14 protein-coding genes and 1 pseudogene are annotated in these 24165 nt (G+C 67.9%); 2 read left to right on the top strand and 13 right to left on the bottom strand.

What is annotated here, in order from left to right; translation table 11 throughout:
- Nucleotides 1-78: 78 nt before the first annotated feature.
- From AWC17_RS23295 to glf, 11 genes and pseudogenes are all read right to left on the bottom strand, one after another.
- Complete coding sequence (locus tag AWC17_RS23295) at nt 79-1650, bottom strand: acyl-CoA carboxylase subunit beta (protein WP_046183186.1); 1572 nt, start codon at nt 1648-1650, stop codon at nt 79-81.
- A complete protein-coding gene (pks13, locus tag AWC17_RS23290) occupies nt 1650-7022 on the bottom strand; it encodes a polyketide synthase Pks13 (RefSeq protein ID WP_085165152.1) in 5373 nt (1790 codons plus the stop codon). Before pks13 ends, AWC17_RS23295 begins: the two co-directional genes overlap by 1 nt.
- Before the next feature lie 13 nt (nt 7023-7035).
- Nucleotides 7036-8934, bottom strand: coding sequence for a long-chain-fatty-acid--AMP ligase FadD32 (fadD32, locus tag AWC17_RS23285; protein ID WP_046183187.1), 1899 nt, complete (start codon nt 8932-8934; stop codon nt 7036-7038).
- A gap of 288 nt (nt 8935-9222) precedes the next feature.
- Entirely contained in the window at nt 9223-10233 is a 1011-nt protein-coding gene (gene culp6 / locus AWC17_RS23280) for a carboxylesterase Culp6 (protein WP_046183188.1), read from the bottom strand.
- A 120-nt stretch (nt 10234-10353) separates the two neighbouring features.
- Complete coding sequence (locus AWC17_RS23275; protein ID WP_046183195.1) at nt 10354-11256, bottom strand: esterase family protein; 903 nt, start codon at nt 11254-11256, stop codon at nt 10354-10356.
- A gap of 156 nt (nt 11257-11412) precedes the next feature.
- On the bottom strand, nt 11413-12453 hold the full coding sequence (ag85A, locus tag AWC17_RS23270) for a diacylglycerol acyltransferase/mycolyltransferase Ag85A (RefSeq protein WP_046183189.1): 1041 nt from the start codon (nt 12451-12453) through the stop codon (nt 11413-11415).
- Nucleotides 12454-12783: 330 nt separating this feature from the next.
- Entirely contained in the window at nt 12784-14763 is a 1980-nt protein-coding gene (aftB, locus tag AWC17_RS23265) for a terminal beta-(1->2)-arabinofuranosyltransferase (RefSeq protein WP_269432117.1), read from the bottom strand.
- Nucleotides 14750-15658 (bottom strand): decaprenyl-phosphate phosphoribosyltransferase, encoded by a 909-nt coding sequence (locus AWC17_RS23260; RefSeq protein WP_046183191.1) that lies wholly within the window; start codon nt 15656-15658, stop codon nt 14750-14752. Before AWC17_RS23260 ends, aftB begins: the two co-directional genes overlap by 14 nt.
- A complete protein-coding gene (locus tag AWC17_RS23255) occupies nt 15651-16199 on the bottom strand; it encodes a phosphatase PAP2 family protein (protein WP_167385627.1) in 549 nt (182 codons plus the stop codon). The genes AWC17_RS23260 and AWC17_RS23255 overlap by 8 nt, the downstream gene beginning before the upstream one ends.
- Nucleotides 16192-18087, bottom strand: coding sequence for a glycosyltransferase (locus tag AWC17_RS23250; RefSeq protein WP_085165150.1), 1896 nt, complete (start codon nt 18085-18087; stop codon nt 16192-16194). Before AWC17_RS23250 ends, AWC17_RS23255 begins: the two co-directional genes overlap by 8 nt.
- An 80-nt stretch (nt 18088-18167) precedes the next feature.
- Nucleotides 18168-19355: pseudogene (gene glf / locus AWC17_RS23245) on the bottom strand (UDP-galactopyranose mutase); the annotation flags it as partial.
- 267 nt (nt 19356-19622) lie between these two features.
- Here glf and AWC17_RS23240 point away from each other — a divergent pair.
- Complete coding sequence (locus AWC17_RS23240; protein ID WP_197089773.1) at nt 19623-20657, top strand: PirG; 1035 nt, start codon at nt 19623-19625, stop codon at nt 20655-20657.
- 133 nt (nt 20658-20790) lie between these two features.
- Nucleotides 20791-22440, top strand: coding sequence for an LGFP repeat-containing protein (locus tag AWC17_RS23235; protein WP_197083527.1), 1650 nt, complete (start codon nt 20791-20793; stop codon nt 22438-22440).
- Here AWC17_RS23235 and AWC17_RS23230 read toward each other — a convergent pair.
- On the bottom strand, nt 22437-23252 hold the full coding sequence (locus AWC17_RS23230; protein WP_047322852.1) for a Cof-type HAD-IIB family hydrolase: 816 nt from the start codon (nt 23250-23252) through the stop codon (nt 22437-22439). The two genes, AWC17_RS23235 and AWC17_RS23230, sit on opposite strands and share 4 nt — an antisense overlap.
- A 46-nt stretch (nt 23253-23298) precedes the next feature.
- A complete protein-coding gene (locus AWC17_RS23225; protein WP_046183333.1) occupies nt 23299-24084 on the bottom strand; it encodes a lysophospholipid acyltransferase family protein in 786 nt (261 codons plus the stop codon).
- Nucleotides 24085-24165: the final 81 nt, after the last annotated feature.

The following is a 24165-nucleotide window of genomic DNA, read 5'->3' as shown; positions in this document are numbered from 1 at the left end:
GCGCTATCGCTTTTCAGCGTCACCACATGGTCGGCCCGGCGGGGCCGGAGTGACGAATGTGACTGCGCCGCAGCCGATCTAGACCGGGATGAGCCCGTGCTTACGGGCCGTGCGGAACCACAACTGCTTGTCCCGCAACAACTTCATGGACTTGCGCAGCAGCAGCCGGGTCTCGTGCGGGTCGATGACCGCGTCGATGAAGCCCCGTTCGGCGGCGGTCCACGGGATCGCCATGTTGAGGTTGTAGCCCTCGATGAAGTCCTTCTTGATCTGCTGCGCCTCGGGCGTGGTCGGGTCGGGGAACCGCTTCATCAGCAGCTGCGCGGCCCCCTCGGCGCCGATCACCGCGATGCGCGCCGTGGGCCAGGCGAAGTTGAAGTCGGCGGTCAGTTGCCGGGAGCCCATCACGGCGTAGGCGCCGCCGTAGGACTTGCGCACGGTGATGGTCACCTTCGGCACGTCGGCCTCGACCACCGAGTAGAGGAACCGCCCGCCGCGCTTGATGATGCCCCTCTTCTCCTCCTCGGCACCCGGCAGGAACCCGGGCGTGTCCACCACGAAGACCAGCGGGATGTTGAACGAGTCGCAGAACCGGATGAATCGCGCGGCCTTGTCGGACGCCTCATTGTCGATCGCCCCCGACATGTGCATGGGCTGGTTGGCGATCACCCCAACGGGGTGGCCGTCGACCCGGGCGTATCCGGTGATGATGGCCGGGCCGTGCTGCGCGGCGACGTCGAGGAAGTCGCCGTCGTCGAAGATCCGCAGCAGGATCTCGTGCATGTCGTAGGCCGCGTTGTCGGAGTCCGGCACGATCGCGTCGAGCTCCAGGTCGCTCGGGGTGATCTCCGGTTCCAGCCCGGGGTTGACGATCGGCGGCGTGCCGAAGGTGCTCGACGGCAGAAACGACAGGAAGTCGCGCACGTACTGAAACGCCTCGGCCTCGGAGTCGACCACCTGGTGGATGTTGCCGTAGCGGGCCTGCGCGTCAGACCCGCCCAGCTCGTCGAGGGTGACCTCCTCGCCGGTGACCTCGCGGATCACGTCCGGGCCGGTGACGAAGAAGTAGCCCTGGTCGCGCACCGAGACGAGCAGGTCGTCCTGGATCGGCGAATATACCGCTCCCCCAGCGCATTTACCGAAGATGAGGGAGATCTGCGGCACCAGGCCGGACAGCGCTTCGTGACGACGGCCCAGCTCGGCGTACCACGCCAGCGAGGTGACCGCGTCCTGGATGCGCGCGCCACCCGAGTCCTGGATGCCGATGATCGGGCAAGCGACCATCGCGCACCATTCCATCAGCCGGGCCACCTTGCGGCCGAACATCTCGCCGACGGTGCCCTGGAACACCGTCTGGTCGTGGGAGAACACCCCGACCGGCCGGCCGTCGATCATGGCGTGTCCGGTGACGCACCCGTCGCCGTACAGCGCGTTCGGGTCGTTCGGCGTCTTGGCCAGCGCCCCGACTTCCATGAAGGTGCCCGGGTCGACCAGTGCGTGGATGCGGGCGCGGGCACTGGGGATGCCCTTCTTGTCGCGCTTGGCGACAGCCTTCTCGCCGCCGGGCTCCTTGGCCAGCTCCAGGCGAGTGTGCAGCTCGGCCAGCTTTTCGGCGGTCGTGTGAGCGCGAGAAGGCTCCGCACCGGTCACTACTTGCCCACCTCACTCGTCCGGCGGCGCCCCGCCTCGATGTCTTTCAAAGCCTCGGTCATGTGTGCGCCCACCTTGGCGATGATCGGCTCGTCGATGGCCTGGATGTGCTCCCCACCGATCGGCACGACCTCGAGGTCGGCCACGTACTCGCCCCACCCGCCGTCCGGCTGACGCACGGCATACCGCGGCTCGAACATGATCGCGTCGTCATGGTAGCGATCGGCCATATAGAGGGTGACATGCCCGTCGTATGGCTGGATCTGGGCGGTGTCGATGGCCCGGTTGTCCAGGTACGACGTGCGCTGGTGCTCGATGATCCCGGCCGGGATCTGCACGCCACTCTGGCTGACCGCCTCGAGCACGAACCGGATCTGGCCCTCGTCGTCGAGCTCCTCGAGCTGCTCGTAGGGGATCTCCGGGATGGTGACGCTGAACGTCTTCTCGGCGAACCGCGCGTAACGGTCCCAGCGCTTGCGGATCTCCTCCTTGGTCTGCGGGACTTCCTCGCCCGCGCGGACCGCGTCGATCAACCCGACCCACCGGACGTCCTTGCCCAGCCGCTTGAGTCCGATCGCGCACGCGTAGGCGAGCACGCCGCCCAGCGACCAGCCCGCCAGGATGTAGGGCCCGTCGCCCTGCATCTCGATCAGCTTCGGAATGTACTGCGCCGCACGCTCTTCGATCGAGCCTTCGACGCGCTCGAAGCCGTACATCGGGACGTCGGCCGGCAGCCGGTTGAGCAGCGGCTCGTACACGACGGTCGAGCCGCCCGCCGGGTGGAACACGAACACCGGCACCCGCGACGCCTCCGCGGGTCCCTCGGGCCGCGGCCGCAGGGTACGGACGAATCCGTCGATCACGCCGGCCTCCAGGTACTCCCGTAGCTTCTCGGCCAGCGCCTCGATGTTCTCCGACGTCAGCACGTCCTCGACGGTGATCGGGCCCTCGGCGCGCTCCGAGAGGCGCTTCGCCATCTTGGCAGCCTGCTCGTCGTCCAGCTTGGGCAGCGGATTGAAGATCCCGCCCGGGGACTTGCCGGTGACGATCGCCCACGTCGCGAACGTGACCCGCTCGGCGGCGTCGCGCGGTGGCACGTCGGAGTTGAGCGCCGCGGCGACCGCCTGCTGGTTGAGCGCTTCGGCGGCTCCGGCCAGGTTGGGTTTCGGCTGCGCGGCCCCATTGGCCTCGGCGCCCTTCGGTCCCGATGGGTCCGTGGGTGGCGGCGGGATGGGAACGTCCGAGGCCGGCGGCGCCTTCTGGGAATCCGGCTCCGCTTGGGGGTCGGGCGCCGGCGCCGTCACCGTGCCGGGCGTCGCGCCGCTGATCATCTCCGCCTGCATCCGAGCGATCTCCTCGGCTGTCTGCGCCTTCTGGAAGTCGTGCAGCTGCTCGACCTCGTCACGGTGCTCGACCGCGTACTCGATCAGCTTCTCCACGTTGTAGAGGTTGGCGTCACGCACCGCCGCCAACTGGATCGGCGGCAGGTCGAAGTCGTATTCGACGCGGTTCTTGATGCGCACCGCCATCAGCGAGTCCAGGCCCAGCTCGATCAGCGGCACCTCCCACGGGAGGTCCTCGGGTTCGTAGCCCATGGCCGCGCCGACGATCATGCCCAAGCGCTCCGCGATGGTTTCGCCCGAGTCGGGCGACCACTTGCCCATGCTGGCCGAGAAATACCGGTTGGTCAGGCTGTCCGTCAGGGTTTCGGCTTCGGCCTCATCGGCGGGCGCCTCCGGCACGGCTGTCGCCCCGTTGGACGGAGCCGCGATCGCCGCGCCCGCGCCGACCGCGGCCGGCAAGGCAATGCCCGCTTCCCCGGCCCGGGTCACCAACGCGTCATACACCAGCGTGAAGGACTCGTCGATGCGGGCGTGCACCTGCACCGAGGCGCCGCCGGGGTGGCGGGTCAGCGTCGTGACCAGTCGGGCGCCATCGCCCGGCACCGCACGCTGCTCGGCGGCCGCGAGTTGGGCGTCCGGAAGCACCTCGGCCGCAGCGGCTTTCACCAACGCGGGCAGGTCGGTCAGGCCGCGGGGGTTGTACTCCCAGACGTGCCGGCCGTCGGGCAGCGCGACATGGCTACCCGGCACGAGCACCGAGCTGCTGCCGTGCCCGAAGTGCACGTCCAGCCAGTGCTCCTTGCGCTTGAACCGGGTCGGCGGGATGTTCGCAAAATCTTCTGGGCCTGCCGGCCCAGATGCGCGGGTGAACAACGTCCAGATGTTCAGGTCGTGGCCGTAGACATAGAGCTGCGCCATGGTCGAGATCATCGACTCGACCTCGTCCTGCTTGCGGGCCAGCGTCGGGATCAGCTGCGCGTCGTGCAGCCCGGCCGAGGCCGTCGTCAGACCAACCTGCATGAGCGCCACCGGGTTGGGCGCCAGCTCGAGGAACGTGGTGTGACCGCTGTCGACGGCGTTGCGGACGCCGTGGGTGAAGTAGACGCTGTGCCGCAGGCCCTTCTTCCAGTAGTCGACGTCGTGGATCGGCTCGGCGCCGGGCTTGATGTAGGTGCCCTCATGCACCGTCGAGTAGATCCCGACCGTCGGGCTCATCGGCTTGATGCCCTGCAGTTCCGCGGCGAGCTCGCCGAGCAGCGGGTCCATCTGCTGGGTGTGGCTGGCGCCCTTGGTCTGGAACTTGCGGGCGAACTTGCCCTCGGACTCCGCGCGGGCGATGATCGCGTCCACCTGCTCGGGCGGCCCGCCGATGACGGTCTGGGTAGGAGCGGCGTAGACGCACACCTCCAGGTCCGGGAAGTCGGAGAACACCGTCTTGATCTCGTCGGCGGAGTACTCCACCAACGCCATCAGCCGGATGTATTCGCCGAACAGCATCGCCTCGCCCTCACCCATCAGGTGCGAGCGCGAGCAGATGGTTCGGGTGGCGTCGCGCAGCGACAACCCGCCGGCGAAGTACGCCGAGGCGGCCTCGCCCAGCGACTGCCCGACCACCGCGGCGGGCTTGGCGCCGTGATGCTTGAGCAGCTCACCCAGCGCGATCTGGATCGCGAAGATGGTGACCTGGGTGGTCTCGATGCCGTAGTCCTGCGAGTCGTCGAGGATCAGCTCGAGCACCGAGTAGCCCAGCTCGTCCTGGATCAGCGCGTCGACCTTCTCGATCCACTCGGCGAAGACCGCGTTGCGCAGGTACAGGCTCTTGCCCATCTTGCGGTGCTGCGCGCCGAACCCGGCCAGCACCCACACCGGGCCGCTTGTCACCGGCCCGTCGACGCTGAACACGCCCGGGCGCTGCTTGCCCTCCGCTACCGCGCGCAGGCCCTTGACGGCCTCCTCGTGGTCGTGGGCCAGCACCACCGCGCGGGAGCGGCCGTGGTTGCGCCGCGACAGCGCCCGTCCGATCGATTCCAGCGACGACGCCTGACCTTCCGGGCTTTCCATCCAGTCCGCCAGCTCGGCGGCCGCGGCCTTCTTGCGCGAGGTCAAGAATGCGGACACGGCGAGCGGGATCAGGGGCTTGGTCGGCTCCGCGGCCTCCTGCGCGGCCAGCTCTTCCAGCGCGATCTCTTTGAGCCGCAGCGCCTCGTCGGTGACGCCCGGCAGTTCGTACTCTTCCTCCTCGGGCGCGTCGGCGTCCGGGATGATGTTGCCGAAGTCGTCGAACCTCAGCGCGTGGCCTTCCATGGTGGGGGCCTCGGCGGCTTCGGCGGCGGCCTGCGGTTCGGGCGCCGGCTCGGGCTCGCGCTCGATGACGTCACGCGGCAACACCTCGCGCACCACCAGGTGCGCGTTGGCCCCTCCGAAGCCGAAGCTGGACACCCCCGCCAGCGCGTAGCCGCCGTAGCGTGGCCAGTCGGTCGCGGTGTCGATGACTTTCAGGCGCATCGCGTCGAAGTCGATGTAGGGGCTGGGCCCGGCGAAGTTGATCGACGGCGGCAGCTTGTCGTGCTGCAGCGCCAGCACCACCTTGGCCATGCTGGCCGCGCCGGCGGCCGACTCCAGGTGGCCCACATTGGTTTTCACCGCGCCCAGCAGCGCCGGGCGGTCGGCGGGGCGGCCCCGGCCGACGACGCGACCCAGGGCCTCGGCCTCGATCGGGTCACCGAGGACCGTCCCGGTGCCGTGCGCCTCGATGTAGTCGACGGTGCGCGGGTCGATGCCGGCGTCCTTGTAGGCCCGGCGCAGCACGTCGGCCTGCGCGTCCTGGTTCGGCGCGATCAGGCCGTTGGACCGGCCGTCGTGGTTGACTGCGCTGCCCGCGATCACGGCGAGGATCTGGTCGCCGTCGCGGCGCGCGTCGTCGACGCGCTTGAGCACCAGCATGCCGCCGCCCTCGGAGCGGGTGTAGCCGTCGGCATCCGAGGAGAACGACTTGATCCGGCCATCGGGCGACAACACCTGGCCGATCTCGTCGAAACCGAGCGTCACCACGGGCGTGATCAGCGCGTTGACGCCGCCGGCGACGGCCACATCGCACTCGCGGTTGCGCAGCGCCTGGACCGCCTGGTGGGCGGCCACCAGCGAGCTCGAGCAGGCGGTGTCGACGGCGACCGACGGACCGCGGAAGTCGTAGAAGTAGGACACCCGGTTGGCGATGATCGACGTCGCGGTGCCGGTGATCGCGTATGGGTGCGCGACGGTCGGGTCGGACACCGCAAGGAAGCTGTAGTCGTTGTTGGAGACGCCTACGTACACGCCGACGGACCCGCCACGCAGGCTCGACGCCGGGATGCGAGCGTGCTCGAGAGCCTCCCAAGTCAGCTCCAGCGCCATCCGCTGCTGCGGGTCGATGTTGTCGGCTTCGGTCTTGGCCACCGCGAAGAACTCGGAGTCGAAACCCTTGATGTCTTTCAAGTAGCCGCCGCGGGTGCGGGCCTTCGCGATCCGCTCGGCCAGCCGCGGCTCCTCCAGGAACTCCTCCCAGCGGCCCTCCGGCAGGTCGGTGATGGCGTCGCGGCCCTCCATCAGCGCTTGCCACGTCTCCTCGGGGCTGTTCATGTCGCCGGGCAACCGGGTCGACAGGCCCACGATCGCGATGTCGACACGCTCGGCCGGGCCGTTGCGCGTCCAGTCCGAAACGTCGTCCCCACTCGTGTCTATCTCGGGCTCGCCCTCGATGATCCGCGTGGCCAGCGACTCGATGGTCGGGTGCTGGAAGGCCACCGCGACCGACAGGGTCACACCGGTCATGTCTTCGATGTCGGCGGCCATCGCCACGGCGTCGCGCGACGACAAGCCCAGCTCCACCATCGGCACCGATTCGTCGACGTCATCCGGTGACTTCCCGACGGCCCGGCCCACCCAGTTGCGCAGCCACTCGCGCATCTCGGGGACCGTCAGGTCGGGCTTCTTGGCAGGGACGTCCCCAGCGGTGTTCTCGTCGTTCTCGGAATGATCAGTCTCAGCCATGGTTTTCGTGAATTCAGTCTGTTGAGTTGGCGAAGGTGGTCGGCGAACCGACACCACTGCGCAGGCTGCCGTCGAGGTAGGCGGTGCGGCACGCGCGGCGCCCGATCTTGCCGCTGGAGGTCCGCGGGATCGTCCCGGCCTGCACCAGCAGCAGGTCGCGAATGGTCACCCCGTGGCGCACGGCGATCGCCGCCCGGATGTCGTCGGCGATGGGCTGGTAGTCCAGCTTGTGGCTACCGGCGGCACGCTCGGCGACGATCACCAGCTGTTCGGAGGAGTCCTCGGCGTCGTACTTGAGGCCGGTGTGCGGGTTGTCGAACACCACCTGCGGCAGCTCGTTCGCCGGGACCGAGAACGCGGCCACGTAACCGGTGCGCAGGGCCCGGCTGGCTTCCTGCGCCGAGTACTCCAGGTCCTGCGGGTAGTGGTTGCGGCCGTCGATGATGACCAGGTCCTTGATCCGGCCCGCTATATAGAGGTGCCCCTTGTGGTAGGTGCCGTAGTCGCCGGTGCGTACCCACAGCCCGTCGTCCTCGGCCCCCTCGGCGTGCGACTGGCTGATGCGCGACTTGAGGATGTTGCGGAAGGTCTCCTGGGTTTCCGCCTCCTTGCCCCAGTAGCCGAGGCCCAGGTTCTTGCCGTGCAGCCAGATCTCGCCGATCTGCCCGTCCGGCAGCTCGGTGGCCGTGTCGGGATCGACGATGACCGCCCACTCGTCGACGCCGATGACGCCCGCGGACACCTGCGCGACGGCGTTAGGTGCGTCCGCGGCCACCTCGACGAACCGTTGGTTGTTGAGCTCCTCGCGGTCGACGTAAATGACCGTCGGCACCTCATCCATCGGGGTGGTGGACACGAACAGCGTCGCCTCGGCCAGGCCGTAGGACGGCTTGATCGCGGTCTCCCGCAGGCCATACGGTGCGAACGCCTCGTAGAACTTGCGCATCGACGCCGGGGACACCGGCTCGCTGCCGTTGAGGATCCCCTTCACGTTGCTCAGGTCGAGCGGCGGCTCGCCCTCCTTGGGGACGCCGCGCACCGCGGCGTGCTCGAACGCGAAGTTGGGCGCGACGGTGAAGAGTTCGGAGCCCGGTTCGTCGTCGGGCTTACGCGCCATCTCGCGGATCCACCGGCCGGGGCGGCGTACGAACGCGGCCGGCGTCATGAAGGTGAAGTTGTGGCCCAGCACGGGTGACAGCAGCGCCGTGATCAGGCCCATGTCGTGGAAGAACGGCAGCCAGGACAGGCCACGGTCACCTTCCTTGCCTTCCAGCCCATTGAGCACCTGCAACACGTTGGTGGGCAGGTTCAGATGGCTGATCATCACGCCGGTCGGGGTGCGCGTGGAACCGGACGTGTACTGCAGGTAGGCGATGGTGTTCTCGTCGGCGACCGGCTCCTCCCAGGTGGAGGCGACCTCGGTCGGTACCGCGTCGACCGCGATCACCCGGGGCCGCTCCTTGGCCGAACGGGAGCGGATGAATTTGCGGACACCTTCGGCGGCCTCGGTGGTGGTCAGGATCGTAGAGGGGCTGCAGTCGTCCAGCACCGCGTGCAGGCGGCCGACGTGGCCCGGCTCGCTCGGGTCGAACAACGGCACCGCGATCCGGCCCGCGTACAGCGCGCCGAAGAAGGCGACGAGGTAGTCCAGGTTCTGCGGGCACAGGATGGCGATGCGGTCGCCGGGCTGGGTGACCTGCTGCAGCCGGGCTCCGACGGCGCGGTTACGGGCGCTGAAATCGCGCCAGATGATGTCGCGGTATACACCGTCCCGTTCGGTGGAGTAGTCGATGAATCGATAGGCCAGCTTGTCGCCGCGAACCCTCGCCCACTTCTCAACGTGCTTGACCAGGTTGGTGTTGTCCGGGAACCTGATCTTTCCATTCACGATGAACGGGTTGTGGTACGGCATTCCGCTCTCCTGTCACACCTGTTTTAGGTCGGCGTGCGCCGACGTTTTGTTCTCTGGTCGGCCAGGCCGACGGTTTCCATTTCTACGCGGGCCAGTCCTCGCGCGGCGCCACGGGCGCCAGCCTCCTGCTCATCCCAGGCCGGCTTCTACCAGGATCGGGTCCGCAACAAAGTCTTATAGCTCTTAAATTCCTCTTAATGTTAAGGGGCGGCCCGCGGCACACCAAATCACAAGGTACCGCTGATCTGCACCGGCAACGGGCTACTGACGGCTGTGTCCCGCGGCCGGTCATCCATGTTTCGGGTGCGGCGCATTGCTGATCAGTCCTTGAACCCAGTTCAACGTCCAATCGGTCGCCGCCTGCCCGTCCAGGTTCCAGAACTGTGTCGTCGCGTACAACGCGTGGATGGGCTGGCCGGCACCCCCGGCCAGGGTGTTGAGCGTGTTGGGCAGGTTGGCCACGCTGAACGCCTCGTCCGGCGCGGCGCAGATAAGGTCGCCCGGTGCGCAGATCTCATTGGTCTTGTCGTTGAGCGCGCCGAATCCACCGGGCCGCGCACCGGTCATGGTCAAACCCAGACCGGACAGCACGGGGACTTCGTGCAAGGTGACCTCGGCGCCCTGCCCGGGCGGGTTGGGCCCGATGTCGTTGCCCACCCCGGGCTGGCGGCGACCGTCGGCGATCAACGTCACACCGAGCACCAGGTCGTCGTCGACGGGTCCGCGGCCGTTGCCGATATCGCTGGCGATGTCACCGGCGATCACCGCGCCCTGGGAGAAACCCGTCAGCACGTAACCGGTCAGCGGGCACTTGGCGTTCATGTCCGTCATCGCCTGGACTGTCGCGCGGGTGCCCTCGGCGCGGCTTTCGTTGTACGACATCTGCGTGTCACCGCCCAGCGGGTTGTGGAACTGCGCGGTGTAGGGCGTAGTGTACTCCTGCACCCGGGACGCGGGGAACTGCTGGGTCATCGCCGTGGTCACCTTGTGCAGCAATGCGTTTGGGAATTGCATCGGGTTGACCGGATCGTCCTGCGGGGCGGACTCCCAGGTGCCGGGGATGTTGACCAACTGGACGTCGGGACATGACGCGTCTTGGGAAGCGGGCCGCGGCTTGTGCGGGTGGGTGGTCGTGGAGGGTGGCGGCAGGACACCGGGCGGCACCGCGCTGGGCGGCGCCTCACGGCCGCGCAACATGACCACCACGGCGACGATGACCAACAACACCACGCCCGCCATTGCCAGGGCGGCGGTCCAGGCGAGGACTCGGTGACGCTTGCGCTGGGCGTTGGAAGCCATCTTCTCCTGCTAGCAGAGTCGGTAGATCGCAGCGAGGCGGTCCTCCCGACCCCTGCCGCACCCCTTACACGGTACCGGCTCGCTTGACTGGGTCAGCCGGGCAACAATCCCGGCGCCCGGCTAGCGAATCGCGCCGACGATGTCGCCCGACATGGCTCCCAGTTGCCCCGACCACGATCCCCAGCCGTTGTCGCCGCCACCCGGGAAGTCGAAGTGACCGTTGTGCCCGCCGTTGCTGCGGTACTGCTGATAGAACTCGCGGGAACTGCCCATCGCCGCGCCCGCCTGGCCGATCATCGCGGCGTCGTCGCCACCCATATTCGTCGGGCTGTACACCCAGATGCGGGTGTTGTTCTGCGCCAGCAACGAGGCGTGCACGTAGGGGTCGTGCCACTTCCACCGGCCCAGCTGCGGCGCGCCCCACATGCCGTTGCCGTCCACGCCGCCGAACTGCTGCAGGCCGGCCAGGATCGCCCCGTTGTAGTTGGTGCTAGATGGATACAGGAAGCCCGACAGCGAGCCGGCGAAGCCGAAGCGGTCGGGGTGGAACGCGGCCAGCGCCATCGCGCCATAGCCACCCTGCGAGGCGCCGACGGCGGCGTGGCCACCGGGCGCCAGGCCCTTGTTGGCGGCCAGCCAGTTGGGCAGCTCGCTGGACAGGAAGGTGTCCCACTGCTTGCTGCCGTCCTGCTCCCAGTTGGTGTACATGCTCCAAGCCCCGCCCGCGGGCGCCACCACGGAGATCCCCTTGCCGCCCAGCGTGTTCATCGCGTTGCCCGCGGTGACCCAGTTGCTGACGTCCGGGGCCGCATTGAAGGCGTCCAGCAGATAGACCGCGTGCGGGCCGCCTGCCAGGAAGGCCACCGGGATGTCGCGGCCCATCGCCGCCGACGGCACCATCAGGCTCTCGTAACCGGCCGCCCTCGCCCTACCGGCTGGTCCGCCCGTCACCGTCACACCGATCAAGCCGACCGCCAGCGCGGCTACGGAGAACACCCGAAGAAGCGCTGACATACCCCGCACGACCCTCATGTCCACCCTCCATCTCTAGTCGCTGTCTGCACACTAGCCAGCGCCGTAGTTGCCCCGCCCGCGGGGTAGTGAAACAAATCACACACCAAAACAACCAGCGGCGGAAACCCCGAAGGGTTTCCGCCGCCAGTCGCGTGGTTCTAGGGCTTAGGTGCCCTGGCCGTTCCCGGCCGCCGCAGCGGCGGTGGCCGGACCGGCGCCCGGGGTGGCACCCAGCGCCGACTGCAGGTCAGGCTTCATCGCCTGGAGCTGCGCGCCCCAGTAGGGCCAGTCGTGAGTGCCGTTGGCGTCGAAGTTCCACACCGCGTTGTGGCCGCCGGCGCCGTTGTACGCGTCCTGGAACTTCAGGTTGCTGGTCCGCACGAAGCCCTCGAGGAACTTCGCGGGCAGGTTGTCGCCACCGAGGTCGGACGGCTTGCCGTTACCGCAGTACACCCAGATGCGGGTGTTGTTGGCGACGAGCTTGGCGACCTGAAGCGACGGGTCGTTGCGGGCCCACGCCGGGTCCTCCTTGGGACCCCACATGTCCTTGGTCTTGTAGCCACCGGCGTCGCCCATCGCCAGGCCGATCAGCGACGGGCCCATCCCCTGCGACGGGTCCAGCAGCGCCGACAGCGAGCCGGCGTAGACGAACTGGTTCGGGTGGTAGGCGGCCAGGATCAGCGCCGACGACCCGGCCATCGACAGCCCGACCGCGGCGTTGTTGGTGGACTTGACCTGCTTCTGCGCCGACAGGTACGCCGGCAGCTCGCTGGTCAGGAAGGTCTCCCACTTGTAGGTGGTGCAGCCAGCCTTACCGCAGGCGGGCGCGTACCAGTCTGAGTAGAAGCTGGACTGGCCACCGACCGGCATGACGACCGAAATGCCGGACTGGTTGTACCACTCGAAGGCCGGGGTGTTGATGTCCCAGCCGTTGAAGTCGTCCTGCGCGCGCATACCGTCGAGCAGGTACAGCGCGGGCGAGTTGGCGCCACCGCTTTGGAACTGAACCTTGATATCGCGGCCCATCCCCGCGGAAGGAACCTGCAGGTATTCCACCGGCAGACCGGGGCGCGAAAAAGCACCAGCGGTCGCCGAGCCCCCCACGGCGCCAATCAGGCCCGAGAGCAGGGCCGCGCCAGCGGCCGCCACCACGAGCCGCCGCGGCGTACCCGCCACGGCGCCGCGAAACCTGTCGACAAGCGTCATCCTTGCTTCCTCATCCTTTCGGCGCGCCCATCATCCGGACGCGTCCATGACTTGGGTCGTACTGCATGCGATCTCCGCGCAGCAGTGCCCGTGTAGTCAACCACACCTTCAGCCGCCGGGTCGCATCGAGGAGGCCCCGCAAAGCGTCAATCGGCCCTCACTACCCAATGTTTTCCAAGCGAAACATCAACGCCGTTGGCGGCGTTTTCGCATGTGCCTGAGCGATATTGCCAGCAGGTAAAGGCCCAAATGTGAAGTTGCTGGCAATCTTTCAAGGGGGCGCGGGTCGTGGCTATTTTGAGATTGGTCGAAAATTCCACTGCGCGGGGCTTACTCGCGGGGCGGCGGCGGGGCCTCTGCGGGCACCGGCAGCCCGCACCTGGCTAGCTCGTAGCGCGGAACCCGGTCGATCCGGTACTCGGTGAATTCATAGGAATGCAACAGGTTGGAGAGGAATCGGTGCGGGGTCATCGGTGCGCGCACCGAGCTCAGCACCGCCTGCGTCTCGGGACATTTCAGGGCCGTTACCGCCTCCGCGACCCACTGCATGTCCAAATAACCTGGAATACCGGGGTACACCTTCACCCACGGGCCGTCGGCGATCACCCAATCCGGGAAGAGGTTCTTGTCGTGCCCGATGCGACCGTGCTGCAAGCGTTCCGTGTGTTGCGCAAGCGGATTCGCCAATCCGATCTGGTCGATCACCCTGACATCGAGCCCGACATTCATGCCTACCATGCCGAGGTTGGTGAAAAACACTGTGTGCTGCGGTTTTTGGGGTGACTTGTCGGTGCTTCCCGGCTGCGGCTGGGCCATCGGCACCAGGTCCCACTGGATGTAATTGCCCGACGGCAGCAGTAACGCGCCGTCCGGGGTGTTGTCGAGCGCTGTCAGGATGGCCGCCATCCGCGGATACCCCAGGTAGTCGGCGGCGGTCAGCGGATGTGCGTGCCCGGTCGCCTGGGCGTAGAAGCGCCGCTCGTCGACGATTCCGGAGTAGGTGACGTGGGTGGCATCGTCGCCCATACCCGGTGAATTCGCCGCCCACAGCGACCAACCGGCCACACCCAGCCAGAGCGCGCCGGCTGCGCCGGCCACCCAATAGCCCGTCTCCCGTGAATAGTCCTGGCCGTCCGGTATGGCCACCGGGATGACGGCCACCGGGGCCAGCAAGCAAAACAGCGGCGCCAGCAGGACCCGCCCGTGCATGAAGTCGCCCCCCTGCCGGATCCAGTAGAGCGCCTGCAGCAGACCGCTCACCAGAACGAAGGCCACGACGGCCGGCGGGCTTTGGACCGCCCGGGCCACCCGCCCGTAGTTGGGCGCCAGCGCGGGGCGCAGGAACGACGGCCGGCGGCGTGCCGCCAACAGCAGCACCCCCAGCGGCACGAGGAGCACCACCGGCACCCACACCGCATAGGGCGCGTCGAAGTTCGAGAGGTAGATCATGCCCTGGGACCACTTGTCGCCGGCCGCATCCTTGGCCAGGGCGGTTCCGGGCACCAGCAGGCCGTAGTAGCCCATCCGGAAGATCTCGTAGCCAACAGGCAGCAATCCACCGGCCACCACGACCAACACCCGACGGCGCCACGTCCGCGCCGCGACCAGCATCATGATCAGCGCCAGCCCGCCCATCAGCGCCAGCTCGGGCCGGACCAAGACGCTGAAGCCGGCCACGAACGCCAGCGCGCCGATGAAGAGCCTGCGATCCGGGCGGTTGCGCACCGGCTGGGCCCAGCAGACCATCATCCACCACAGCAACCCGAGGTAGGCCAGCGTGAGCCCGCTCTCCAGACCCGAGGTGGCGAAGTCACGCGAGGGCGGCAGCGCGATGTAGACCAACGCGCCGGCGGGCAGCATGACGGCCCTGCGGCCGCGCAGGCTGGGTGCATACAACCGGGCGGCCCCGAGCATGAGCAGCGCCACGCCCACCACCGAAAGTGTCAGGGCCAGCGCCAGCGCCACATATTCCATGCGCATCGGCCCGCCCACCCAACTGCCGACGTACATCAGGTAGGTCCAGGCCGTGGACGTGTTGGCCTCCACCCGCTCGCCCTGGTTGAAGACCGGGCCGTTGCCCGCGAGCAGGTTGCGCACCGTGCGCAACACGATCAGGCCGTCGTCGGCGATCCAGCGCCGCTGCCAAGCGCCCCAGCCGAACAGGAAGGAGACCACCGCCACGCTGATCCACAGGCTGACCCGCACCATGGAGGTGTACGGGAATACCGGCCAGCCCAACCTCCTGATGACCGGCCGGCCGCGCATCATGCGCGCTTTGAGGGCCTGCAGTTCGGGGCTAGCCGAAGGCAACGGCGGCTCCAAGCGTCGCTATCCACGCCAGAAAAAGCAGTTGCAGCACCCGGTCGCGCAGCGCGATGTCCTCAGGCTCGCCGGCCAACCCGCCGTCGACGTCGACGGCGTAGCGCAGGATCGCGATGGTGAACGGGACCATCGACACCGCGAACCAGGACCCCGAGTGGCGGTCACGCTCGAACGCCCACAGCCCGTAGCAGAGCACCACCGCGGTGGCCGACATGGTCCAGACGAACCGCAGATAGGTGCTGGTGTAGCTCTCCAGGGACTTGCGGATCGCGGCGCCGGTGCGCTCCGCGACCTGCAGCTCGGCGTAGCGCTTGCCGGCCACCATGAACAGCGACGCGAACGCCGCCGACAGCAAAAACCATTGCGATAACGGGATGCCGGTGGCCGCGCCGCCGGCGATGGCCCGGAGCAGATAGGCCGACGACACGATGCAGATGTCCATCACCGCTTGGTGTTTCAGGCCGAAGCAGTATGCCAGCTGCATGCCGAGGTAGACGGCCATCACCACCGACAGGTCGGGCGTCAGCCAATAGGAGAGCGCCAGCGAGGCCGCCCCCAGAACCACCGCGAGGGTGTACGCCAGCCATTCGGGCACCACGCCGGCCGCGATCGGCCGGAATCTCTTGGTGGGGTGCTCGCGGTCGGCGTCAACGTCGCGCGCGTCGTTGACCAGGTAGATCGACGAGGCCGCCAGGCAGAACACCACGAACGCCACGGACACCTTGGTCAGCACGTCCACGTAGTCGTAGCGGACCGGGCCGCCCAACGCGGCCAGCGGCGCGGCCAGCACCAGGACGTTCTTCACCCATTGCCGCGGGCGCATCGCCTTGACCACACCGACCACCACGTTGCCCGAGGGCCCGGTCACCACGTCTTCACTCATTCGCCCAGACCTTCCGCGCCGGGCCTTCAAGCCGAACGGCGATTCGCGCGACGGTGGCACCGAGGGCGATGCCGCAGGCCACGTCGCTGGGATAGTGCACCCCCAGCAGCATGCGCGACAACGCCATCGGGGGAACCAACAGGGCGGGCAGCGGTAAACCGGTGATCCGGCCCATCAGGATGGCCGCGGCCGTCGTCGAGGTGGCATGCGCGGACGGGAAACTCAGCTGGCTGGGCGTGCCGACGTTCACCACGACGGCCGGATCGTGCGGCCGCTTGCGCCGCACCACCCGCTTGACCAGCACGGCGGCGGCGTGCGCGGCGAACGCGCCGGCCCCGGCCACCAGCCAATCCCAGCTCCGTTTCGGCATCAACAGCGCGCCCACCGCCGCCACGACCAGCCAGCCGATGCTGTGTTCGCCGAAATGGGACAGCCCGCGCGCCGCCGTCAGCACACCGGGGCGATCGGCCAAGGCCGATTGCACGGCCACGAGCGCGGCCACCTCCCCAGTAGGGGGCCTGGAAGGAGGGGCTTCAGGCATGCTCTCGCTCGGCGTGCGCGGGTAGCAGCGCCGTCTCCCACTTCTGCTTGCTCGACAGCACCGGCAACGCGCCCCGGTACGTCTTGCGCATCTCGTCGAACCGGCCCACCAGCCGGCGCTGCCGGCGCAGCGAGGCGAACAGCAGCTGGAACATCTTGCGCCGATCGCGTTGCCGGTAGACCACGCCGCACCCATCGGCCGTCGTCACGGTGACGCCGTCGACCGTGCACAGCCGGAACCAGCGGGCGTCCTGGGTCGGCACGTTGAACTCCGGGCGCTGGTGGGCTTCGGGGTCGGCCTTGGTCGCGTTGTGCGCGATGCCGCGGGCCAGCCGGTAACCGATCGACAGCGGGTTCACCGGCGGCTTCATCGCCTTGGTCTTGTTCGCCGGCGGCGGCAGTTCGCTCGCCGCCGGCAGCACCACCGCGTCCGGGTATGCCTTGCGCAGACGATGCACCTCGGGCAGCGCGGATTCCAGGATCGAGAAGATGTGCTCCGGGCCGGCCAAGAAGTCGTCGATGGCCTTGTTCTGGATCGCCACGGTCGAATACTCAAGGCAAGCAAGGTGTTTCAGCGTAGCCTTCAGGTGACTGCGAACCAGTCCGGTGACATCACCGTCCCAGTGCATCGCGGCGACCACCAGCCTGTTGCGCAGATGGAAGTACGCCTGCCAGTCGATGGCGTCGTCCTTGTCGCTCCAGGCCATGTGCCAGATCGCCGCGCCGGGCAGCGTGACGGTCGGATATCCGTGCTCGCCGGCGCGCAGACCGTATTCGGCGTCGTCCCATTTGATGAACAGCGGCAGCGGCTGTCCCAGCTCCTCGGCGACTTGCCGCGGGATCATGCACGTCCACCACCCGTTGAAATCGACGTCGATGCGCCGGTGCAGCAGCGCGCTCCGAGCGTTGTTGTCGTTCAACGGGAATTCGGCGAAGTCGTGGTCGTATTCGGCGTGCGGCGCGGCGGTCCACATAAAGTTCGACTGGTTGACGACCTCGCCCATGATGTGCAGGTGCGACGGCTCCTGCAGGTTGAGCATCTGACCGCCGATGAGCATGGGCGTCTTGGCGAAGCGGTGCAACGCCAGCACCCGCAGGATCGTGTCCGGCTCGATGCGGATGTCGTCGTCCATGAACAAAATCTGTTGACAGTCCGTGTTTTTCAGCGCCTCGTACATCACTCGGCTATAACCGCCGGAACCGCCGAGGTTGGGCTGGTCGTGGATGGACAGCCGGTTGCCCAGGCCGGCGGCCGCTGCCGCGAAGTCCGGATGATCGCGCACCTTGCGCACGCCCTGGTCCGGGACGATCACGGCCCCAATCACCGCGTCCACCAACGGATCCGCGGTGAGGTCGGCCAGGGCGTTGACGCAATCGGCGGGCCGATTGAACGTGGGGATGCCGACGGCGATGTTGGCCGTACCCGGGGCGGCCTCGGTGGCATACCAGCCACCGCTCACCAAGCTGACCGCGGTGTCGGTGGTGATGTCGAACCAGATCCAGCCGCCGTCCTCGAACGGCTTGAGCGGCACCTCGATCTCGACGATGGCCGGCTGATCGTCGGTGCCGACGAATTGGCGGCCCTCGACGGAGATCCGCACCCCGGTGGCCTTGGTCCGGTACACGTCGACGCGGCCGGTGCCGGTCAGCTCGACCCGCAGCGCCACCGACGTGCAGATCGACCAGCGGCGCCAGTAGCTGGCCGGGAAGGCGTTGAAGTACGTGGCGAACGACACCTCGGACTCTTTGCCGATCTCGAGCGAGGTGCGGCTGGTGGCGTGCGCGCGCCGCGCATTGGTGGTCGATTCCTCCAGGTACAGCTTGCGCACGTCGAGGGGCTCGCCCGGACGCGGCAGGATGATTCTGGAAAGCAGGCTTACAGCAGTCATTAGGCGCCGCTCCTCCCCCTCGCTTCGTCCCCCGCAAGCGGGAGGTGCCCCCACTGCATCGTCGCCGGCGCGCATCCCCCCGCGCCTTCCTCCACTAGAGCTTTCCCGTCGCGCAAGTGCGGCGCGAGGGTGTTGTCGTACATGTTCAGTGCGCTGGCAATCGCCATGTGCATATCCAGATATTGGTAGGTGCCCAACCGGCCACCGAAAAGCACTTTCGACGACGCGGTTTCGGCCTTCGCCCGCCCTCGGTACGCGGCCAGCAGGGCGCGGTCGGCCTCGGTGTTGATCGGATAGTAGGGCTCGTCCTCGTCTTCGGCGAACCGCGAGAACTCCCGCATGATCACGGTCTTGTCGGTCGGGTAGTCGCGCTCGGTGTGGAAGTGCCGGAATTCGTGGATGCGGGTGAAGGGCACTTCGGGATCGTTGTAGTTCATCACCGGCGTGCCCTGGAAGTCCCCGATCGGCAGCACCTCTACTTCGAAATCCAGTGTGCGCCAGCCGAGCCGGCCTTCGGTGTAGTCGAAGTAGCGGTCCAGTGGGCCGGTGTAGACGACCGGCGCCTCGGGACTGTCGGCGCGCAGCCGGTCGCGGACGTCGAACCAGTCGGTGTCCAGCCTGACCTCGATGCGGTCGTCGGCGGCCATGTTCTGCAGCCACGCCGTGTACCCGTCGACCGGCAGCCCCTCGTAGGTGTCGCTGAAGTATCGGTTGTCGAAGGTGTAGCGCACCGGCAGCCGGGTGATGTTGGCGGCGGGAAGTTCCTTGGGATCGGTCTGCCACTGCTTGGCGGTGTATCCCTTGACGAACGCCTCGTACAACGGTCGGCCGATCAGCGAGATCGCCTTCTCCTCGAGGTTTTGCGCGTCCTCGGTCTTGATCTCGGCGGCCTGCTCGGCGATCAGCCGGCGCGCTTCGTCCGGGGTGAAGTATCTGCCGAAGAACTGCGACACCAGGCCCAGGCCCATCGGGAACTGGTAGGCCTGCCCGTTGTGCATCGCGAACACACGGTGCCGGTAGTCGGTGAAGTCGGTGAACTGCCGCACGTAATCCCAGACTCTCTTATTAGAGGTGTGGAACAGGTGGGCGCCGTATTTGTGGACCTCGATGCCGGTCTGCGGCTCTGCCTCGGAATAGGCGTTGCCGCCGATATGCGGGCGGCGTTCCACCACGAGCACGCGCTTCCCGAGTTGGGTAGCCACGCGCTCGGCAATGGTCAGGCCGAAGAATCCAGAGCCGACGACGAGGAGATCGAAACGAGCGGTCATCGGTTGCTTAGGGTATCCGACCGCGTGGGCCTAACCCATTTGGCGAGGCCAGGAAGTCCGGCTTCGGCCAAATGACGGCGGACTCAGGACGCGTCAGCTCGGCGATCACAGTCGGAGTCGCAATTACCTCACGATTCAATATCACCACTCTAGTCACAGCAATCTCACTCGTACCATCGACTCTGTGTGGTTCTCGCCAGCTAGAACGGCGGGCCGCACCGACACAACACAGTTGAAGATTGAGTTGTCCAGATTGAGGAGACTTCCGTGCCGAACCGACGCCGACGCAAGCTTTCGACAGCCATGAGCGCGGTCGCCGCTGTGGCAGTGGCGAGTCCTTGCGCATACTTCCTTGTCTACGAATCGACGGCCGGCAGCAAGCCGCCCGAGCACCACGATTTCAAGCAGGCGGCCGTGATGAGCGACCTGCCCGGTGAGCTGATGGGCGCGCTGTCGCAGGGGCTGTCGCAATTCGGGATCAATCTGCCCCCCGTGCCCGCGCTGAGCGGGGGTGCGACCAGCACTCCGGGGCTGACCAGCCCCGGCCTGGGCACTCCAGGCCTCGGGACACCGGGACTCACGAGTCCGGGCTTGACGAGCCCGGGGTTGACGAGCCCCGGCCTGACCAGTCCCGGCTTGACGAGCCCCGGCCTGACCAGCCCAAGTCTGGCGAGCCCGGGCCTGGCGCCCACGACGCCAGGGCTCACCGCGCCCGGCGCGCTGCCGACCACGCCGGGCGCGGGAGTGGCGACCCCGGGTGCGGGGCTCAACCCCGCGCTTTCCAACCCCGGGCTGACCAGCCCGGCCGGCATCGCGCCCGGACTGGGCACTCCGACGGCCGCTCAGGGTGAGGTGCCGATCACGGCTCCGGCCAGTTTGGACCCGGGCGCCGACGGCACCTACCCGATCCTCGGTGACCCGTCGTCCTTCGGCAACGGTTCACCGATCGGTGGCGGCACCGGCCTCGGCGGCGGGAGCGGGAGCTCCAGCGGCGGCGGCGGTGGTCTGGTCAACGACGTGATGCAGGCCGCCAACCAGCTCGGCGCCGGTCAGGCCATCGATCTGCTCAAGGGCTTGGTGATGCCGGCGATCACGCAGGGTATGCGTGGCGGCGCGGGCGCGCTCCCGGGTGCCGCCGGTGCCCTGCCGGGTGCCGCCGGTGCCCTGCCGGGTGCCGCTGGTGCTCTGCCGGGCGCCGCGGGTGCTCTGCCGGGCGCCGCGGGTGCCCTGCCGGCCGCCGCGGGTGCTGCCGGCGCGTTACCGGCTGCCGCCGGTGCGGCACCGGTCCTGCCTCCCGTCTAGACCTTCGGGGGAACCCTCCAACCAGACGGCACCGCAGATTCTTTCTGCGGTGCCGTCGATTTTCGCTCAGATTCCCCCTGGCCAGTTCGTGTCGTCTCATCATTAACATTAGAAACACAAGTAACATCGCCTGGTGTCTCCTAGTCGTGGGCCGACGACGTTGCTCACCGCCATCGCGGCGACCGTCGTCATCGTGTCCTGGGTGGCGGACACGACGCGCGACCGCGGGACGGCCGGCCCGCCGCCCGCCCACGACACCCAACTGGCCGAACAGCCGCTGATCGGGCTGGGCGGCGGCGTCACGGTTCGCGAGATCAGCCAGGACACCCCGTTCTCGCTCGTCGCCCTCACCGGCGACCTGGCCGGCACGTCGACCCGGGTGCGGGCGAAGCGCCCCGACGGTTCGTGGGGGCCCTGGTACCAGACCGAGTACGAAACCGCGGCGCCCGACGGGGCGACGGCGGCCGGGTCACTCGAGGGGCCGCGCGGCACCGACCCGGTGTTCGTCGGCACCACCACGACCGTCCAGATCGCCGTCACCCGACCGATCGACGCGCCGGTGACCCTGGGGACACTCCCCGCACCCCCCAAGGACCCGGCCGACGAGGCCGGGCTCGGCTACAAGCCGGCGTCCAGGGAACAACCCTTCGGGCAGAACATCTCCGCCATCCTCATCTCGCCACCGCAAGCGCCGGCGAAAGCGCAGTGGACGCCGCCATCCGGGGTCTTGATGCCCGGCCAGGCCCCCGCCATCATCAGCCGGGCGGAATGGGGCGCCGACGAATCGCTGCGATGCGGTAGTCCGCAGTACGACAACGGGATTCGTGCCGCGGTCGTGCACCACACCGCCGGCAGCAACGACTACTCGCCGCTGGAATCGGCCGGGATCGTCAAGGCCATCTACACCTACCACAGCAAGACTCTGGGGTGGTGCGACATCGCCTACAACGCCCTTGTCGACAAGTACGGCCAGGTGTTCGAGGGCAGCGCCGGGGGGCTGACCAAAGCGGTCGAGGCCTTCCACACCGGTGGGTTCAACCGCAACACCTGGGGCGTGGCGATGATCGGCAATTTCGACGACGTACCGCCCACGCCGATCCAGCTGCGCACCCTGGGCAGGCTGCTCGGCTGGCGGCTGGGCCTGGACGGCGTCGACCCCAAGGGCACGGTGGCCCTGGAGTCGGCGGGTAGCCACTACACCACCTTCGCGGCCGGTTCCATCGCGACGCTGCCGACGATCTTCACCCACCGCGACGTCGGCAACACCGATTGCCCCGGCAACGCCGCCTACGCCCTGATGGACGAAGTACGCGATATCGCTTCGCATTTCAACGACCCGCCGGAGGAATTGATCAAGGCCTTGCAGGGTGGCGCGATCTACGACCATTGGCAGGCGATCGGCGGCATGAACAGCGCGCTGGGCGCGCCGACCTCTCCGGAGGACAGCGCCGAGGGTGACGCGCGGTACGTCACGTTCGCCAGGGGTGCGATGTACTGGTCGCCGGAAACCGGCGCCCAACCCGTGACCGGCGCGATCTACGACGCCTGGGCGTCGCTGAGTTACGAACGCGGTCCGCTCGGCTTGCCAACGAGCGCGGAACTTCAAGAGCCGCTACAGATTACGCAGAACTTCCAGCACGGAACCCTGAACTACGAACGGCTCACCGGAAACGTCACCGAGGTCGCCGAAGGCATCACGACGCCGCTGTCGACGGAATCGCCGAGCGGCCCGACCGTTCCCCCCGAACACTTCTCGCTACCGGCGCACCCGTCCGCCACCTAGAGCCACCAGCGCTCCAGCACCCGCCCCACTCCGTCGTCATTGTTGGCGGCGGTGACCTCGTCGGCCGCGGCCTGCACGTCGGGATGGGCGTTGCCCATCGCCACGCCATGACCGGCCCAGCGCAGCAGCGGTAGGTCGTTGGGCATGTCGCCGAACGCCACCACCTCCCCGCTGGTGATCTGCAGAGGCCTGGCGATCTCGTCCACACCGGTGGCCTTGCTGACGCCCAGCGGCACGATTTCCACGAGCCCGTTGTTGGTGGAGTAGGTGATATCGCCCTCGATGCCGACATGCTTGGCGAGTTCGGCGGCCATGTCGGCGCTGCGGGCCCCGCTTCGGCGGATGAGCAGCTTGATCGCCGGCGCGCTCAGCAGGTCCTCGATCGACACCTCGGTGTTGTCCGGATTCAGCCAGGCATGTTCGTAGCCGGGCGAGCTGATGAACTGGGGGGTCGCCGTGTCGTGGGCACTCTCGCCGATTCGCTCGACGGCCAGGCCCGCGCCCGGGATGACGCGCGTCGCGAGCTCCGCCAACTCGGCCAGGGTGTCGACGGGCAGCGTGCGCGTCGACACCACCCGGTCGGTCGCCGGGTCGTAGACGACGGCACCGTTGGCGCACACCGCGATCGGCGCGAAGCCGAGCGCGTCGACGACCGGGCGTATCCACCGCGGCGGGCGGCCGGTCGCCACGACGAATGTCGCGCCGGCGGCGACGGCGGTCCGCACGGCATCGCGGGTGCGCGGGGTGATGGTTTCGTTTTCGTCGAACAAGGTGCCGTCGACGTCGCAGGCTATGAGCGCCGGCTGAGTCACGTTGAAGTCATTCGGGCGCTTCGGCCTTCGCAGCTGGCCGGTGTGATCAATGCACTCCGCTCTGGTTCTGTCCCGGTCGGGTCACGCCGTCGGTGCCGTATTTCTGCATCCGCGCCTGCAGCTCCGACAGGCGGATCGCCCGCGAATCTTCCTGGGTGGGCGCGGCGCCGCCGAGCCGACGCGGCACCCAGAATTCGCCCTCCGGATGCGGGTATTCCTCCTGCACCCGGTACAGCAACGCCGTCATCGCCTCGCGCAGCGCCGCGTTGAGCTGCTCGGGCGTGCCGTGCGGCGGCAGCGGCCGCCCGGCGGCGACGGTGATCGGAACCTTGTTGCGCCACACCTTCTTTGGATGATCCTTTGGCCAAATCCGGTGCGCACCCCAGACGATCACCGGAACGATCGGCACCTGCGCGTCCAGCGCCATCCGGGCCGCACCGGTCTTGAACTCCCGAAGCTCGAAGCTTCGGCTGATCGTGGCTTCGGGGTGCATCCCGATGAGCTCGCCCTGCCGCAGCCGCTGCACGGCCACATCGAGCGCGTCGTGCCCGGTCCTGCGGTCCACCGGGATCAGCCTGGCGTGCTCGATGACGTAGTTGACCGCTTTGACGTCGGCCATTTCCGCCTTGATCATGAAGTACGCGCGCCGACGCCGCTCACGCACGGCGAGGAGCGTCGGCAGCCAGTCCAGGTAGCTGGTGTGGTTCTGGGCCAGCAGGGCGCCGCCGCGCTCGGGAATGTTCTCCAGGCCGCGATACGTGAATTTGGTCCCCTGCATCGCGACCAGGGGCGGGACGATCCACTCGCACAGCCGGTAAAACCCCTCAGGCATGTCTTCCTTACCTTTCTTGCAGGGTGGTTGTTGCCCTCGGCCGTAGGCTTCGAACTGCCCAGGGACGTCGGGTATGGCTTT

Origin of the sequence: Mycobacterium nebraskense (assembly GCF_002102255.1) — a bacterium.
Taxonomy (GTDB): domain Bacteria; phylum Actinomycetota; class Actinomycetes; order Mycobacteriales; family Mycobacteriaceae; genus Mycobacterium; species Mycobacterium nebraskense.
Note: the sequence above shows the minus strand (reverse complement) of the source record. Positions and strands in the feature narration are given on the sequence as shown.